Below are 16,048 nucleotides of genomic sequence, written 5' to 3' on the forward strand. Positions count from 1 at the left end.
GATCGATCCGCTCACAAAACCGCGCCCACTTCAACCACCCGGCACCGCTTCGTTCTGCGTCGCTGCGTCTGCAGCAGAGAAACGAGATTATGAAGGCTCTTTTTCGTTTCGTCAACAGTATTTTTTGCTTTCGCTTAAAAATCTGTTCACGTCACGGCCGCTGGTTTCTACTGCGGCCCTCGTTCGCAAACGAGGAGGCGAATCTTAGGTGAACCTGCGCCTCGTGACAAGGGTTTAGCCGAATCTTTTTTGACGACTCACTTTCGGGGCAAACTCGTCAACGCATCTACCGGTACCGCTTCGCCCATGGCCGTGTAGCCGGCATCGCTCGGGTGAATGTGGTCGCCACTGTCAAAAACCCGTTGCAAACGGTCGGGCTGCGCCCGGTCACGTAGCGCGGCGTCGAAATCGACCACGCCGTCAAATGCATGGCTGGTACGAATCCACTGGTTGACGGCAACGCGAATGCTTTCCCGCTCCGCCGGCAGCGACGCTGGCGTCAACGTTGCGCCGAAGACCTTGACGCCGCCATGCCGCGCGGCCGCAATGATCCGCTGATAGCCGGTGATCAGATCCGCCGCCGTCACCGAGGTATGCGGAGAGTCGCAATCGAGTCCGCTGCGGGGCGGCATCGCCGCGAAATTGATGTCGTTGATACCGATCAGCAGAATCGCCGTCTTGACGCCAGGCCGATGCAAGACGTCGCGGTCAAAACGCCGCGCAAGCGCGTCGCCATAACAGGCGGAGTCGCTCAACAGCCGGTTTCCGCTGATGCCGAGATTGACCACCGCAGTCGAGTGGTCGCCCGTTTCGGCTAGCCGGCGAGCCAACGCGTCAGGCCAGCGGCGATTCTGGTTCAGGCTGGAGCGCATGCCGTCGGTGATCGAGTCGCCGATTGCGGCGACCGCGGACGTCGACGGCGTCGCATCGACCGACAGCCCCGTCACCCACACATACTGAGTAAAGCGTCCGCGAAATGCGTCGGCCGATGCGTCCGCCGCGTGGTTACCCGGTGCGGAGATGTAATTGACCTGGCTCGACACGCGATGCCACGCGGCAATCCGCTGTTCCGGCCCCATGAACGCGCTAATCGCGTAGGGCTCGCCTTCCTTGATCTCGAAAACAACGGGATCGCTGTCCAGCTCCCCTCCGGCCGGAATGCTCACCCCGCCCTTGCCGCCAAAAGTCACGCTCGCCGAATCTTTTCCGGCACCCGCCGCGCCGCCCGCCGACCGCGCGATGCGCAGGTCGTCGATCACGAGCGGCTTCGTGCCGTATTCGTTACTCAAGTGGATTCTTGCGGAGTTGCCGGACAGCGTCGGGTAAATGATCTGGCGAACGGTGCGTCCGGCCACTTCAGGTGCGCGGTACAACGCCGGAAGCTCAGCCCGCTGCGGAATGGGTTGCAGCGCCGTCGCCCAGGCGGCGACCCAATGCGCGGGGGCATCGGCGGCGAAAACGGTGGGGGAAACGGCAAATTGCGCTAGCAGCGCCGCGCCGCATGCGGCAGCCAAGGTGCGAATGGTCATTCGGATCGTCGGTGGAGGGTTCAGGCCAAGCGTGCATTGTGCCCGATCACACCAACGATCGCGGGCGGCCGCTCACGCACGCCGCCCCGTCCAGCTTAAGCCGACTGCGCCCCCGTCATGTTCAACGCGAGCGCTTCGGCAACCTCGATCCCGTCGATGGCAGCCGAATAAATCCCGCCCGCATACCCGGCACCTTCGCCCGCCGGATAAAGGCCCTCGACATTCATGCTCTGATAGTCGTCCCGGCGACGCACACGAATCGGCGACGACGTTCTCGTCTCCACGCCTGTCAACACCGCGTCGTGCATGGCGAAACCGGCGATCTTCTTGTCCATCTGCGGCAGCGCCTCGCGAATCGCCTCGATCACGTAATCGGGCAGCGCAGTGCTGAGGTCAGTGGGATGCACGCCTGGTTTGTACGACGGCACGACAGACCCGAGCGACGTAGACGGCCGACCCGCAATGAAATCGCCAACCAGCTGGCCCGGCGCCATATAGTTGCCGCCGCCCAACTCGAACGCGCGCTCTTCCCACTTACGCTGGAACGCGATACCGGCGAGCGGGCCGCCCGGGTAATCGTCCGGCGTGATGCCGACGACGATACCGGCGTTCGCATTGCGCTCGGCCCGCGAATACTGGCTCATGCCGTTGGTGACCACCCGGCCCTGTTCGGACGTGGCCGCGACCACCGTGCCGCCCGGGCACATGCAGAAGCTATACACCGCGCGCCCATTACTGCAGTGATGCACCACCTTATAGTCGGCGGCGCCAAGCTGTTTGTGACCGGCGAATTTTCCGAATCGGCTGCGATCGATCAAACCCTGCGGATGCTCGATCCGGAAACCGAGCGAAAACGGCTTCGCTTCGATATAGACGCCCCGGTCGCTCAGCACCTGAAAGGTGTCGCGTGCGCTGTGACCGACCGCCAGCACGACGTGATCGCAGCGAAGCGTCTCGCCCGTCGACAGTTTCAGGCCGCGCACCTTGCCGTCATCGATCTCAATATCGTCGACGCGGGTTTCAAAGCGCACTTCGCCGCCCAGTTCGTGAATGGTCGCGCGCATCTTTTCGACCATGCTGACCAGGCGGAACGTGCCAATGTGCGGCCGGCTCAGGAACAGAATATCTTCCGGCGCGCCGGCCCGGACGAACTCCTCGAGCACTTTACGGCCGTAGTGCTTTGGGTCCTTGATCTGGCTATAAAGCTTGCCGTCCGAGAACGTACCCGCGCCGCCTTCGCCGAACTGCACGTTCGACTCGGGATTGAGCACCGACTTGCGCCACAACCCAAACGTGTCCTTGGTCCGCTCGCGCACGGCCTTGCCGCGCTCGAGAATGATCGGCCGGAAGCCCATCTGCGCGAGGATCAACCCGGCGAACAGCCCGCACGGTCCCATGCCGATCACCACCGGGCGCAGCGTGGTCAACTGCGCCGGCGCCTTCGCGACAAACTTGTACGCCATATCCGGCGTCACGCCGCAGTGCGGCACGTCGGCGAGCCGCTTCAGCGCGGCCGCTTCATCCATTACCTCGACATCGACGATGTACGTGAGCTTGATGTCGGCGCGTTTGCGGGCGTCGTGCGCACGGCGAAACACGGTGTAGCGGATGAGCCCTTCTTCACCGACGCCGAGTTCCGCGAGACGGGCGCGGACGGCCGCCTCCAGAGCGCTTTCGGGATGATCGAGGGGAAGTTTGATTTCGCTTAGACGTAACATGAGATACCGGGGATGCAGGTGGGCCGCAAATCGCGGCCAATTCGCAATTTTATAGGTTAAGTGTGGGCGCGGGGCGGCGACGCTGACGAAACGCCTCCACAACGAAACTGGGCGCACCTCTATCGACCTCCTGCACTGACCATAAAAAATTTATTAACCGACCGGTCGGTTGGCTTATACTGTGCCGACACAGACAACTTCCGCAGAGAGCGTCCCCATGTACACGCAATCCCTGGATATTCCCGGCAACGTCGCATCGCTCGAAGCCGGTGCGAGTTCGCCCGAGCAGGTTCAATTCGACGCGGTCATGGCCGCCGACGGCAAGATCGAAGCGCAGGACTGGATGCCCGACGCGTACCGCAAGACGCTGGTGCGGCAAATTTCGCAACACGCGCATTCCGAGATTGTCGGCATGCTGCCGGAAGGCAACTGGATCAGCCGCGCGCCAAGCCTGAAGCGCAAGGCGATCCTGCTCGCCAAAGTGCAGGACGAAGCCGGTCACGGCCTCTATCTATATAGCGCGGCCGAAACGCTCGGCGTATCGCGCGATCAGCTGATCGCCGCGCTGCATTCGGGCAAGGCCAAATATTCGAGCATCTTCAATTACCCGACGCCCACGTGGGCCGATGTCGGCGTGATTGGCTGGCTGGTCGACGGCGCGGCGATCATGAACCAGATTCCGCTGTGCCGTTGCACGTACGGCCCGTACGCGCGCGCCATGATCCGCATCTGTAAGGAAGAGTCGTTCCATCAACGCCAGGGTTTCGACGCGCTGATGTCGATGATGTCCGGCACCGAAGCCCAGCGCGAACTGGTGCAGCAGGCGGTGAACCGCTGGTGGTGGCCGGTGCTGATGATGTTCGGCCCGAGCGATAAAGATTCGATCCACAGCAATCAGTCGTCGAAATGGGGCATTAAACGCATTTCGAACGACGATCTGCGCCAGAAATTCGTCGACGCCACCGTCGATCAGGCCAAGGTGCTCGGCGTCACGCTGCCCGACCCAGACCTGAAATGGAACGAAGCGCGCGGCCATCACGATTACGGCGACATCGACTGGGAAGAATTCTGGCGCGTCGTCAACGGCGACGGCCCGTGCAACCGCGAGCGCCTCGCCACCCGAGTCAAAGCCCATAACGAAGGCGCGTGGGTCCGCGAAGCCGCCCTCGCCCACGCCGAAAAACAGCGCCAGCGCGCACAACAGCACGCCGCTTAACTCAAGCGTCACGCCGGACAAAGAATCAGGAGATGAGCATGAACAAGGAATGGCCGATCTGGGAAGTCTTCGTGCGCAGCAAGCAGGGACTCGACCATAAACATTGCGGTAGTTTGCACGCCGCCGACGCGCCGATGGCGCTGCGTATGGCCCGCGACGTCTACACGCGCCGCCAGGAAGGCGTGAGCATCTGGGTGGTGCCGTCATCGGCGATCACGGCATCGGCGCCGGAAGACAAGGCGGAGCTGTTCGAACCGGCCGGCGACAAGATCTACCGCCATCCGACGTTCTACACGCTCCCCGACGAAGTCAACCACATGTAAGCGCGGCCATGAACACGACGCCCCAACATCTCCAATACGTACTGCGCCTCGCGGATACCGCGCTGATCCTCGGTCAGCGCAATACCGAGTGGTGCGGCCACGGCCCGATCCTCGAAGAAGATATCGCGCTGTCGAATATGAGCCTGGATCTGATCGGCCAGGCGCGTCTGCTGTACACGCACGCCGCCACGCTCGAACAGCAGCTCACCGGCAACACGCGTACGGAAGACGATTACGCGTACTTCCGCGCCGAGCGCGAATTCGCCAACTACACGCTCGCCGAGTTGCCGCATTTCGGCCCGCTCTCCGGCACGGCGCAGGCCGAGAAGGATTACGCGGTCACGATCGTGCGCAATTTTCTGTATTCGACGCTGATGGCGCATGTGTGGACCGCGTTGACCACTTCCGCTGACGAGCAACTCGCGGCTATCGCGTCGAAGTCGATCAAGGAAACCAGCTACCACGTGCATCACGCGAGCGAGTGGCTGATCCGTTTCGGCGACGGCACCGACGAATCGCACCGCCGCGCCCAGGCCGCGCTGGATTATCTGCTGCCGTACACGCGCGAGTTTTTCAGCGCCGACGCGGTGGAAGATACGGTCGCGGCGGCAGGTATCGGCCCGAAAACGTCGGACCTCGAAGCAGCCTGGCTCGACGACATCCGCGCCACGCTCGACGAAGCCACGTTGACGCTGCCCGAAGCGGTCAAGCACATCACGACCGGCAAGCACGGCGAGCATTCCGAGCATATGGGCTTCGTACTCGCTGAAATGCAGAGCCTCGCGCGCCAGCATCCCGGCGCGACCTGGTAATCAACGGCGACCCGAACATGACGACGACTTCGACAGCCCCCCAGACAGCCGACGCCACGCTCCAACGTGCGTGGGCCGTACTCGAAGCGGTGCCGGACCCGGAAATCCCGGTGGTGTCGATTCGCGAACTCGGCATTCTGCGGGACGTGCGCCGTGACGCCGACGGCACACTCGAAGTCGTCATCACACCGACCTATTCCGGCTGCCCGGCGATGTCGCAAATTGCCGAGGACGTCGGCCATGCGCTCGACGCCGCGGAACTCACGCCCTACCGGATCGCCACGGTGCTCGCGCCCGCCTGGACCACCGACTGGATGACCGCCGACGCCCGCGAAAAACTGCGCAACTACGGCATCGCGCCGCCCACGGGCAACTGCGGTTCGGCCGCGCCGTCGCAGGAAAAAGTGGTGCGCTTCGTGCCGCGCTCGTTGCCCGCGCCTTCGTGTCCGCGTTGCGGCTCGGCGCACACCGAGCGTCTCGCGCAATTCGGCTCGACTGCCTGCAAAGCCTTGTACCGCTGCGTCGACTGCCGCGAACCCTTCGACTACTTCAAACCATACTGATATGGCCACTCCGCAATTTCATCCGCTGCGCATTCGTGAAGTTCGGCCCGAAACCGTCGACGCCGTTTCGGTTGCCTTCGAAGTCCCCGTCGAACTGCGCGATCACTATCGCTTCACGCAGGGCCAGTTCGTCACACTGAAAACCCATATCGACGGTGAGGAAACGCGGCGCTCGTATTCGATCTGCGTCGGCGTGACCGATTACGATCGCGACGGCGAGTTGCGCATCGGTATCAAACGCGTGCGCGGCGGGCGTTTCTCGAATTTCGCGTTCGACACGCTGCAACCGGGCCACACCATCGACGTGATGACGCCGGACGGCCGTTTCTTCACGCACCTGAACGCGGACCAGGGCCAGCAATACCTCGCGTTTTCGGGCGGCTCGGGCATCACGCCGGTACTGGCGATCATCAAGACCACGCTCGAAGTCGAGCCGCGCAGCACCTTCACGCTGGTGTACGGCAACCGCAGCGTCGACCAGATCATGTTCGCGGAAGAACTCGAAGATCTGAAGAACCGCTTCATGAACCGGTTCGTGCTGTACCACGTGCTGTCCGACGATCTGCAGGACGTCGAGTTGTTCAACGGCGTGCTCGATCAGGAAAAGTGCGCAGCCTTCATCGAAAACCTGCTGCCGGCCGATGCGATCGACGAAGCGTTCATCTGCGGCCCCGGTCCGATGATGGACGCCGCCGAAGCCGCACTGAAAGCGGCTGGCGTGCCGACCGAAAAGGTCCACGTGGAGCGCTTCGGTTCGCCGCTTCCGCAAGCAGGCGTGCCGCCGGTCGAGATCACCGAAAACACGCCCGCCGCCGATCTCGAAATCGTGCTCGACGGTAAACGCCGCAAGCTGCGCCTGCCGTATCAGGGCGTGAGCGTGCTCGATGTGGGTCTGCGCGCAGGTCTTGCGCTGCCCTATGCGTGCAAGGGCGGCGTTTGCTGCACGTGCCGCGCGAAAGTGCTCGAAGGCGAAGTGAAGATGGAAAAGAACTACACGCTGGAGGAACACGAAATTCGCGACGGTTTCGTGCTGACCTGCCAGTGCCATCCGATCAGCGACCGCGTGGTGGTGAGCTACGACGAACGTTGAAGCGCGCGTCGTGAGCGCGCGTGGTGCGACATCCACGGCGCTTTCAGCCGTTCGGCGATCCGCTTACACTAGGGGCCGCCCGCGTCCGGACACCCGTTCCGGCCGACGGGCGGCCCCTTTTGTTACTGCCACGCCCAGCCACTGCCAATGAGCACGATCCACCTCACCAATGGCGATGTCGCCGCCGAGTCACTGCGCGCCGCGCTCCACGAAGCGGGCCGCGACGACCGCGTGCACGCGCTGCGCGACGATCTGGCAGTCGGACCGCTACGCGGCATCGACGACATGGCGGAACTGCGCGCGAACTTCTGGGATCGCGTCAGCGCGGACAACCGGCGCGATTTCCTGCGCGAGTGCCGCGAACAGACCACGGGGCTGGAGAACATCGCCAGAGGCGAAGCCAATCTGGTGGTCTGGCACGGCGAAAGCGCGTCGGATCAGTTGATGCTGCGTCGTGTCTGCTACCACCTTCGCAATAGTCCACAGCGGCTGAACGAAGTGCGTCTGTCGATTCGCGATCTCACCGATCCGGGCGCGTGGGCGCATAGCCGCAAAGACCGCGCGACTTCCGTCGGCATGTTCGCGCCGGACGTGTTGCTGGGCCGCCTGCCGGAAGCCGCCCCGATTTCGGTGCTGCGTATCAGCCGGCTCGCGCTGGAGTGGCAGGAAGTCAAACACGCGAACGGCGAGACGCGACGCTGGCGCGACAACACGTTCAAAAGCGGCACCTTCGCCGAACTGGACACGCTGATTCTCGACCGTATCACCGAAGACTGGCAGCCCGCGTCGCGCGTCGCCGCCGACGTGATGAGCGCCGAACTGTGCTTCCTGGTCAGCGACAACATCGTGCTCTGGCGTTTGCGCGAACTGGCCGCGATCCGCCGCATCAGGCTGCGCGGCGACGCGAGCGCCTGGCGCACACTGGAACTGAGCGCAGCGCTCACCCCCTGTCCACACTATTAAAACAGACGACTATGGCCCGTACCCGAGCCCCCGACCACGAAACCCAACGCGAGCAGATTCTCGAACTGGCTGCGGCAAAATTCGCGCAAACCAGTTACCCCAGCACGTCGATGGCCGACCTCGCGGCCGCTAGCGGTACGTCGAAAGCCCGTCTGTATCACTATTACGCGAGCAAGGAAGCGATCCTGTTCGACCTGCTGGATAGGTACACAAAGCGGTTGATGCTCATCATCGCCGAAGTGGAAGGCGCGAGCCAAAGGCGCGGTCTCACTGAACGCGAGACGTTCGCCGAGTTGATCCGCGCGTTTCTTTCAGAGTATGAAACGTCGCACAGCCGGCACGTCGCGCTGTTGAACGACGTGAAATACCTGGTCGATGCCCAGCGCGAAGTGGTCCTTAACCGTCAGCGCGACGTGGTCGCGGCTTTTGCGCGGCAGCTGTCACGTGCTTATCCCGACCGGGCCACACGCGAAAACCAGACCGCGCTCACGATGATGGTGTTCGGCATGATCAACTGGACTTTCACCTGGCTTAAGCCAGACGGCCGCATGGGTTACAGCGAATTCGCCGAACAGGTGGTCAGTATGGTCGACCATGGTTTGGGCTCGGCCGAGCATTCTTGACGCAAAGCAACAATCTACTGAGCAATGCGCGACGCATGTGTCCGTCGCGCGACACCGCGTCACGAACGCTCGTTCATTTTATTTTTCATTAAAAATCAATGCTCTAAAAATAGGGCGCAAGCTTTTTAGTCACCTTCTTCAGAATTGAATACGGGTTTTCCCTAGTGATCGACGGCGGTTTCCGCTAAAATCGTTTTTGCGGTGCACCACGCCGCTCGATCAAAAGGAGAACCCGACCATGAACATTCTGACTAACCGCACCGCCGAGCAGATCGTCGCGCACGATCGCCTTCCGCGGACAGCCGGTCGTGCGCCTGTTCTGGTTCGTGAGCTCAACGCGATCGACCGTGACCGGCTGCTGGCTCACTTCCTCGCACTCGACGAAGACGACCGCCTGCTGCGCTTCGGCCAGGTCGTGCCGAATCACGTGATCGAAAACTACGTCCGCGCTATCGATTTCTCGCGCGACACCGTTTTTGGCGTTTTCAACAGCAAGCTGGAACTCAGCGGCGTCGGGCACCTTGCCTATCTGCCGGCCGAGGGCGACAAACGCACGGCTGAATTCGGCGTGTCGGTGCTGGAAAGCGCGCGCGGTCAGGGCATCGGCTCGAAGCTGTTCGAGCGCGCCGCCATCCGCAGCCGCAATACTCACGTCACCACGCTGTACATCCACTGCCTGTCGCGCAATTCGACGATGATGCACATCGCGAAGAAAGCCGGCATGAAGATCGAATACGCGTACGGCGAAGCTGATGCTTATCTGACGCTGTCGCCGGCAGATCAAACGAGCATCATCGCCGAGATGCTGCAGGAACAGGCCGCGGTGTTCGACTACGCGCTCAAGCGCCAGGCGCGTCACGCGTCCAAACTGTTCGAGTCGTTCATGCCCACAGCGGCTGCGGCCTGAAAAGCTTGGGTTGAGGCGACTTCGGACGCTTCGACGGAATAACAAAAGGGCAGCCTTCCGGCTGCCCTTTTTGCATGCTACGCGCCATTCACCGCTCGCGACGCTCTGCCGCCAACCTGTTGCTTACAAAATAGGCAGCGCCGTCGTCTCCTTGAATTTCTCCAACGAAAAACTCGATTTCACGTCGATCACCGACGGATGGTGCAGCAGTTGATCCTGCACAAAGCGCGAAAAATGCGCCATGTCCTCGACCTGCACACGCAGCAAATAATCCATATCGCCGGTCATTGCGTGACACGCAACCACCTCGGGCCACGTCTGAACCGCCGCGCGAAACAAGTCGGCGTGCGTGACGTCGCCACGCGGACTCAGCGCCGATCCGCCGCGCTTTTCCAGCCGGACATTCACGTAAGCGAGCAGATCGAGTCCCAGCTTCTGCGGATCGAGCAACGCGACGTAGCCACGAATCACCCCGCTCTCCTCCAGCCGCCGAATCCTTCGCAGACACGGACTCGGCGAAAGATTGACGCGCTCAGCAATCTCCTGATTGGACAGCCGCCCATTCTCCTGAAGGATGGCCAGAATGCGCCGGTCAATTGCGTCTATCTCAACGTGAGCCATTTTCTGCCGTCCAGGAAAAGATTTGAGCTAAAAAATAGCTCAAGCGTATCGACCGACGATTAAGTTCGCAAGTTTTCGTCGCCATGACAAATCTACACTTGCTCCATTCAGTTCACGTCAGTCGCGGCTCAGGTCGCAATCAAGCAAACATTCCCCCCGCGCACATCAGCCGGCGCTATCAGGAGACAGACAATGAAGGTCACAACTTGGGACAACCCGGTCGGTACTGACGGTTTCGAATTCATCGAATACACCGCGCCGGACCCGAAAGCGCTCGGCAAACTTTTCGAACAGATGGGCTTCACCGCCGTCGCGAAGCACCGCCATAAAGATGTGACGCTGTATCGCCAGGGTGAGATCAACTTCATCGTCAACGGGGAAAAGGATTCGTTCGCGCAGCGCTTCACGCGTCTGCATGGGCCGTCGATCTGCGCCATCGCTTTTCGCGTCCAGGATGCCGCAAAAGCCTACGAACAGGCGCTGGAAAAAGGCGCGTGGGGCTTCGACAACAAAACCGGCCCGATGGAACTGAACATTCCGGCCATCAAAGGTATCGGCGACTCGCTGATTTACTTCGTCGACCGCTGGCGCGGCAAGAACGGCGCGGAGCCGAACAGCATCGGCAACATCGATATTTACGACGTCGACTTCGAACCGATTCCGGGCGCGAATCCGAATCCGGTCGGCCACGGCCTGACGTATATCGATCACCTGACGCACAACGTGCATCGCGGCCGCATGCAGGAATGGGCGGAGTTCTACGAGCGCCTGTTCAATTTCCGCGAAGTGCGTTACTTCGACATCGAGGGCAAGGTGACGGGCGTGAAGTCGAAGGCGATGACTTCGCCGTGCGGCAAGATCCGCATTCCGATCAACGAAGAAGGTTCGGACACGGCCGGCCAGATTCAGGAGTATCTGGACGCGTATCACGGCGAGGGCATTCAGCATATCGCGCTCGGCAGCAACGACATTTACCGTACCGTCGACGGTTTGCGCGCGTCGGACATTTCGCTGCTCGACACGATCGACACCTACTACGAGCTGGTCAATCGCCGTGTGCCGGATCATGGCGAACCGCTCGACGAACTGCGCAAGCGCAAGATTCTGATCGACGGTGCGCCGGACGATCTGCTGCTGCAAATCTTCACCGAGAATCAGATTGGGCCGATCTTCTTTGAGATCATCCAGCGCAAGGGCAATCAGGGTTTCGGCGAGGGCAATTTCAAGGCGCTGTTCGAATCGATCGAACTCGATCAGATTCGCCGCGGTGTAGTGCAGGATAAAGCCTGACAAGTGAAAATTGACAGTTGGCAAGTCCAGATTGCCGACCAGAAATGAAAAGGGCGGAGATCGCGAGATCTCCGCCCTTTTCATTTGCGCTGTCGCTCAGGTTAAGCGAACAGCCGGTTATCAACCAATGCGCCGCCTGTGCGGTGCATCACGAATTCTGATCTTCCTCGTCCGATCTCGTGGAGCGCGACACACGCGCCGTTGCCACGCTGACGGGAGAAACTTGCGCCGTACGGCTAATCGCGTTCGACAGCGCCCCTGCGCTGCCCGAGTTGGAGCGCACCGGCGCGCTCATCGCGAAGAATGCTGCTGAGACCATCAGGAAGGTCTGAATATTTCTAGTGTTCATGCGTACTCCTTTTCTAACTGCCCTGTTGTCCTGAAGCTTCGCCGAATGCGAAGCGTTGCGTAGACATTGCTCACAGGTGCCGGTTAGACACCAATTTGCACGACGGTTCCGCGATTTCTTCGCTTTTACAGCTTGTTACAGCCACGCTTAATTAATCAGCAGCGAATCGATACATGTGCCCGTTTTCGCCGCAAATCACGCTGCATTGCGGCAATTTTGACCCAAGGCGGCGGGTTTCTCCGAGTGCTACCATCACTTAAAACACGTCAATATGACGGTCCCGGCCCCACGCATTCACAAGATGCTGCCGGCCCAAAAAAGTTTTGGTGATCCCAAGCTGAGTGGAGGAGTACACATAATGAATGCCCCGCTAGACGCCGGTCAGCGAGCCACGCTCGAAGCCGCGCTGACGTCCGTCACGCTCGACGATAAATACACACTTGAACGCGGCCGCGCGTACATGAGCGGCATCCAGGCGCTGGTCCGTCTGCCGATGCTGCAACAGGAACGCGATCGGGCCGCTGGCCTCAACACTGCCGGCTTTATCTCCGGCTACCGTGGATCGCCGCTCGGCGGACTCGACCAGTCACTGTGGAAGGCGAAAAAGCATCTCGCCGCGCACCAGGTCGTATTCCAGCCCGGCGTCAACGAAGACCTCGCGGCGACCGCCGTCTGGGGTTCGCAGCAAGTCAACCTGTACCCCAGCGCCAAATACGACGGCGTGTTCTCGATGTGGTACGGCAAGGGCCCAGGCGTCGACCGTTCCGGCGACGTTTTCAAGCACGGCAATTCAGCAGGTTCCGCGCGAAACGGCGGCGTTCTCGTGCTAGCCGGCGATGACCACGCGGCCAAGTCCTCCACCCTCGCGCATCAGTCCGAGCACATTTTCAAGGCGTGCGGTCTGCCGGTGCTGTTTCCGTCGAACGTGCAGGAATATCTGGACTTCGGTCTGCACGGCTGGGCGATGAGCCGCTACTCCGGCCTGTGGGTCGCGATGAAGTGCGTGACCGACGTGGTGGAATCGTCGGCTTCGGTGGATATCGACCCGCATCGCACCAAAATCATCCTGCCGGAAGATTTTGCGATGCCCGATGGCGGTCTGAATATTCGCTGGCCCGATCCGCCGCTCGTGCAGGAAGCGCGTCTGCTCGACTACAAGTGGTACGCCGCGCTCGCCTACGTGCGCGCGAACAAGCTGGATCGCATCGAGATCGATTCGCCGCATGCGCGCTTCGGCATCATGACCGGCGGCAAGGCGTATCTCGACGTGCGCCAGGCGCTCACCGACCTCGGTCTCGACGATGAAACCTGTTCGCGCATCGGCATCCGGCTCTATAAGGTCGGCTGCGTGTGGCCGCTCGAAGCGCAAGGCGCGCACAGTTTCGCGAAGGGGCTCGACGAAATTCTGGTGGTCGAGGAAAAGCGCCAGATTCTCGAATACGCGATCAAGGAAGAACTGTACAACTGGCCCGACGCGCAACGTCCGCGCGTGTTCGGCAAGTTCGACGAGAAAGACGGCGCAGGCGGCGAATGGTCGGTGCCGATGGGCAACTGGCTGCTGCCGGCGCATTACGAACTCTCGCCCGCGATCATCGCGAAGGCCATTGCGACGCGGCTCGACAAATTCGATCTGCCGTCCGACGTGCGCGCGCGCATCGCCACGCGCATCGCGGTGATCGAGGCGAAGGAAAAGGCGCTCGCCCGGCCGCGCGTCGAAGCCGAGCGCAAACCGTGGTTCTGTTCGGGCTGTCCGCACAACACGTCGACCAATGTGCCGGAAGGCTCTCGTGCGATGGCCGGCATCGGCTGCCATTACATGACGGTCTGGATGGACCGCAGCACCAGCACGTTCAGCCAGATGGGCGGCGAAGGCGTCGCGTGGATCGGCCAGGCGCCGTTCACCAACGACAAACACGTGTTCGCCAATCTCGGCGACGGCACTTACTTCCACTCCGGGCTGCTGGCGATTCGCGCAGCAATCGCGTCGAAAGCGAATATCACGTACAAGCTGCTCTATAACGACGCGGTGGCAATGACGGGCGGCCAGCCGGTCGACGGCGTGTTGACCGTGCCGCAAATCACCCATCAACTCGCCGCCGAAGGCGCGTCGAAGATCGTGATCGTCACCGATCAGCCGGAGAAGTATTCGGCGAATGTCGGGCTCGCGCCGGGCATCGACATCCATCATCGCGACAAGCTCGACGACGTGCAGCGCGAACTGCGCGAAATATCGGGCACCACGATCCTGATCTACGACCAGACCTGCGCGACCGAAAAACGGCGTCGCCGGAAACGCGGCACTTATCCCGATCCGGCGCGGCGCGTCGTGATCAACGAGGCGGTGTGCGAAGGGTGCGGCGACTGCTCGGTGAAGTCGAACTGTCTGTCGGTCGAACCGTTGGATACCGAATACGGCACCAAGCGCCAGATCAATCAGTCGACCTGCAACAAGGATTTTTCGTGCGTGAACGGCTTCTGCCCGAGCTTCGTGTCGGTTGAAGGCGGCCAGTTGCGCAAGCCGAAAGCGTCGTCCGGCATAGCGAGCGACGGCAATGCGATGCCGCCGGTACCGGAGCCAGAGCTGCCGTCGATCGAGCGTCCTTACGGCGTGCTGGTCACGGGCGTCGGCGGCACCGGCGTCGTGACGATCGGCGCGCTGCTCGGCATGGCTGCGCATCTGGAGAACAAGGGCGTCACCGTGCTCGACGTCACCGGCCTCGCGCAAAAAGGCGGGGCCGTGATGAGTCACGTGCAGATCGCGAACAATCCGGCCGATATCCACGCCACCCGCATCGCGATGGGCGAAGCGAGTCTCGTGATCGGTTGCGACGCGATCGTCACGGCCAGCGACGAATGCGTGTCGCGGATGCAGGCCGGCCACACGCGCGTGGTGCTGAACAGCGCGCACACGCCGACCGCGGAACTCATCAAGAATCCGAACTGGCGCTTTCCGGGCAGCAGCACGGAAGCCGACGTGCGTGCCGGCGCGGGCGACGAAGCTGTCGATACGGTCGATGCAAATCACTTCGCCGTTGCGCTGCTCGGCGACGCGATCTACACGAATCCGTTCGTGCTCGGCTATGCGTGGCAGAAGGGCTGGGTGCCGCTCACTTACCAGTCGCTGATGCGCGCAATCGAGTTGAACAACGTGCAGATCGAGAAGAACCGTGCGGCGTTCGAATGGGGCCGGCGTGCCGCGCACGATCTGGCCGCGGTACGCAAGCTCGCGCAATCGCAAGGTCGCGGGGCGGCGGAAGAAACGGTGAGCAGCAAAATCATCGCGCTGCACACGCCGAAGGCGCTCGACACGCTGATCGACAAGCGCGCACAGTATCTCGCCGCATGGCAGAACCAGGCGTACGCGGATCGTTACCGCGCGCTGGTGTCACAAGTGCGTGCAGCGGAATCGGCGCTCGATTCGATCGACGGCCAATTGCCGCTGACCGAAGCCGTCGCGAAAAACCTGCACAAGCTGATGGCGTACAAGGACGAGTACGAAGTCGCGCGCCTCTACAGCGACCCTGCGTTTATCGAAAAGTTGAAGGCGAGTTTCGAGGGCGACTGGAAGCTGCACATCCACCTCGCACCGCCGACGTTCTCGAAGAAAGACGCTCATGGTCATCTGGTGAAGAAAAAGTACGGCCCCTGGGTTTTCAGCGCAATGCATGTGCTGGCCAAACTCAAGTTCCTGCGCGGCACGGCGCTCGATGTTTTCGGCAAGACGGAAGAGCGTCGGACCGAGCGGGCGTTGATTGTCGAATACGAAGCGCTGGTACGCGAACTGATCGGCGGGCTGACTGCGCAGAAACGCGACCTGGCGCTTGAACTCGCGAATCTGCCAGACGGCATTCGCGGCTACGGCCACGTGAAGGAGAATAATCTGAAGGGGGTGCGGATCAAGTGGAACGAGTTGCTGACGCGCTGGCGCTCGCCGGAAACCGGGAAGACGCAGCACGCGGCTTGATCTCGATTTTTTGACCTGGCGAGTCCAGGTGGAATGAAAAAAGCGGTTGTCCTTTCGGACAACCGCTTTTTTTTGCATGC

15 protein-coding genes are annotated in these 16,048 nt (G+C 61.6%); 11 read left to right on the top strand and 4 right to left on the bottom strand.

Annotated elements, in window-relative coordinates; all coding sequences use genetic code 11:
* The coding region (locus ABH945_RS09190) for a hypothetical protein (RefSeq protein ID WP_429250390.1) at positions 1-208 on the top strand (208 nt) is incomplete at its 5' end.
* A gap of 49 nt (positions 209-257) precedes the next feature.
* Here ABH945_RS09190 and ABH945_RS09195 read toward each other — a convergent pair.
* Together ABH945_RS09195 and ABH945_RS09200 are read right to left on the bottom strand one after the other, a co-directional pair.
* Positions 258-1,529 carry an SGNH/GDSL hydrolase family protein gene (locus ABH945_RS09195; protein WP_429250391.1) on the bottom strand — a complete coding sequence of 424 codons (1,272 nt, stop codon included), beginning with the start codon at positions 1,527-1,529 and terminating at the stop codon, positions 258-260.
* A 95-nt stretch (positions 1,530-1,624) separates the two neighbouring features.
* Positions 1,625-3,247: an NAD(P)/FAD-dependent oxidoreductase gene (locus ABH945_RS09200; protein ID WP_429250392.1), complete on the bottom strand. Its 1,623-nt coding sequence runs from the start codon at positions 3,245-3,247 to the stop codon at positions 1,625-1,627.
* Positions 3,248-3,464: 217 nt separating this feature from the next.
* On the opposite strand from ABH945_RS09200, the gene paaA reads away from it, so the two are divergent.
* The 8 genes from paaA to ABH945_RS09240 all read left to right on the top strand — a co-directional run bounded on the left by paaA (position 3,465) and on the right by ABH945_RS09240 (position 9,744).
* Complete coding sequence (gene paaA, locus ABH945_RS09205; protein ID WP_074762378.1) at positions 3,465-4,463, top strand: 1,2-phenylacetyl-CoA epoxidase subunit PaaA; 999 nt, start codon at positions 3,465-3,467, stop codon at positions 4,461-4,463.
* Between the two features lie 38 nt (positions 4,464-4,501).
* Positions 4,502-4,786 (top strand): 1,2-phenylacetyl-CoA epoxidase subunit PaaB, encoded by a 285-nt coding sequence (gene paaB / locus ABH945_RS09210; RefSeq protein ID WP_007179854.1) that lies wholly within the window; start codon positions 4,502-4,504, stop codon positions 4,784-4,786.
* An 8-nt stretch (positions 4,787-4,794) separates the two neighbouring features.
* Positions 4,795-5,598 (top strand): 1,2-phenylacetyl-CoA epoxidase subunit PaaC, encoded by an 804-nt coding sequence (gene paaC, locus ABH945_RS09215; protein WP_074762379.1) that lies wholly within the window; start codon positions 4,795-4,797, stop codon positions 5,596-5,598.
* Positions 5,599-5,615: 17 nt separating this feature from the next.
* On the top strand, positions 5,616-6,161 hold the full coding sequence (gene paaD, locus ABH945_RS09220; protein WP_429250393.1) for a 1,2-phenylacetyl-CoA epoxidase subunit PaaD: 546 nt from the start codon (positions 5,616-5,618) through the stop codon (positions 6,159-6,161).
* Between the two features lies 1 nt (position 6,162).
* The gene (paaE, locus tag ABH945_RS09225) at positions 6,163-7,251 is read left to right on the top strand and encodes a 1,2-phenylacetyl-CoA epoxidase subunit PaaE (RefSeq protein WP_074762381.1); all 1,089 of its coding nucleotides are present in this window, start codon (positions 6,163-6,165) and stop codon (positions 7,249-7,251) included.
* A 147-nt stretch (positions 7,252-7,398) separates the two neighbouring features.
* Complete coding sequence (locus ABH945_RS09230; protein WP_429250394.1) at positions 7,399-8,214, top strand: DUF1835 domain-containing protein; 816 nt, start codon at positions 7,399-7,401, stop codon at positions 8,212-8,214.
* 11 nt (positions 8,215-8,225) lie between these two features.
* On the top strand, positions 8,226-8,837 hold the full coding sequence (locus ABH945_RS09235) for a TetR/AcrR family transcriptional regulator (protein ID WP_429250395.1): 612 nt from the start codon (positions 8,226-8,228) through the stop codon (positions 8,835-8,837).
* A gap of 238 nt (positions 8,838-9,075) precedes the next feature.
* The gene (locus ABH945_RS09240) at positions 9,076-9,744 is read left to right on the top strand and encodes a GNAT family N-acetyltransferase (protein WP_074762384.1); all 669 of its coding nucleotides are present in this window, start codon (positions 9,076-9,078) and stop codon (positions 9,742-9,744) included.
* Positions 9,745-9,867: 123 nt separating this feature from the next.
* On the opposite strand, the gene ABH945_RS09245 is transcribed toward ABH945_RS09240, so the two are convergent.
* Positions 9,868-10,365, bottom strand: a complete 498-nt coding sequence (locus tag ABH945_RS09245) for an Lrp/AsnC family transcriptional regulator (protein ID WP_074762385.1) — start codon at positions 10,363-10,365, stop codon at positions 9,868-9,870.
* Between the two features lie 192 nt (positions 10,366-10,557).
* On the opposite strand from ABH945_RS09245, the gene hppD reads away from it, so the two are divergent.
* Positions 10,558-11,655, top strand: coding sequence for a 4-hydroxyphenylpyruvate dioxygenase (gene hppD / locus ABH945_RS09250; RefSeq protein WP_429250396.1), 1,098 nt, complete (start codon positions 10,558-10,560; stop codon positions 11,653-11,655).
* A gap of 148 nt (positions 11,656-11,803) precedes the next feature.
* Here the strand turns inward: hppD and ABH945_RS09255 are convergent, their stop codons facing one another.
* Entirely contained in the window at positions 11,804-12,004 is a 201-nt protein-coding gene (locus tag ABH945_RS09255) for a hypothetical protein (RefSeq protein WP_074762387.1), read from the bottom strand.
* Positions 12,005-12,362: 358 nt separating this feature from the next.
* On the opposite strand from ABH945_RS09255, the gene ABH945_RS09260 reads away from it, so the two are divergent.
* The gene (locus tag ABH945_RS09260) at positions 12,363-15,968 is read left to right on the top strand and encodes an indolepyruvate ferredoxin oxidoreductase family protein (RefSeq protein ID WP_429250397.1); all 3,606 of its coding nucleotides are present in this window, start codon (positions 12,363-12,365) and stop codon (positions 15,966-15,968) included.
* The last annotated feature ends 80 nt before the right edge of the window (positions 15,969-16,048 follow it).

Origin of the sequence: Paraburkholderia sp. GAS333 (assembly GCF_050435665.1) — a bacterium.
GTDB lineage: Bacteria > Pseudomonadota > Gammaproteobacteria > Burkholderiales > Burkholderiaceae > Paraburkholderia > Paraburkholderia fungorum_A.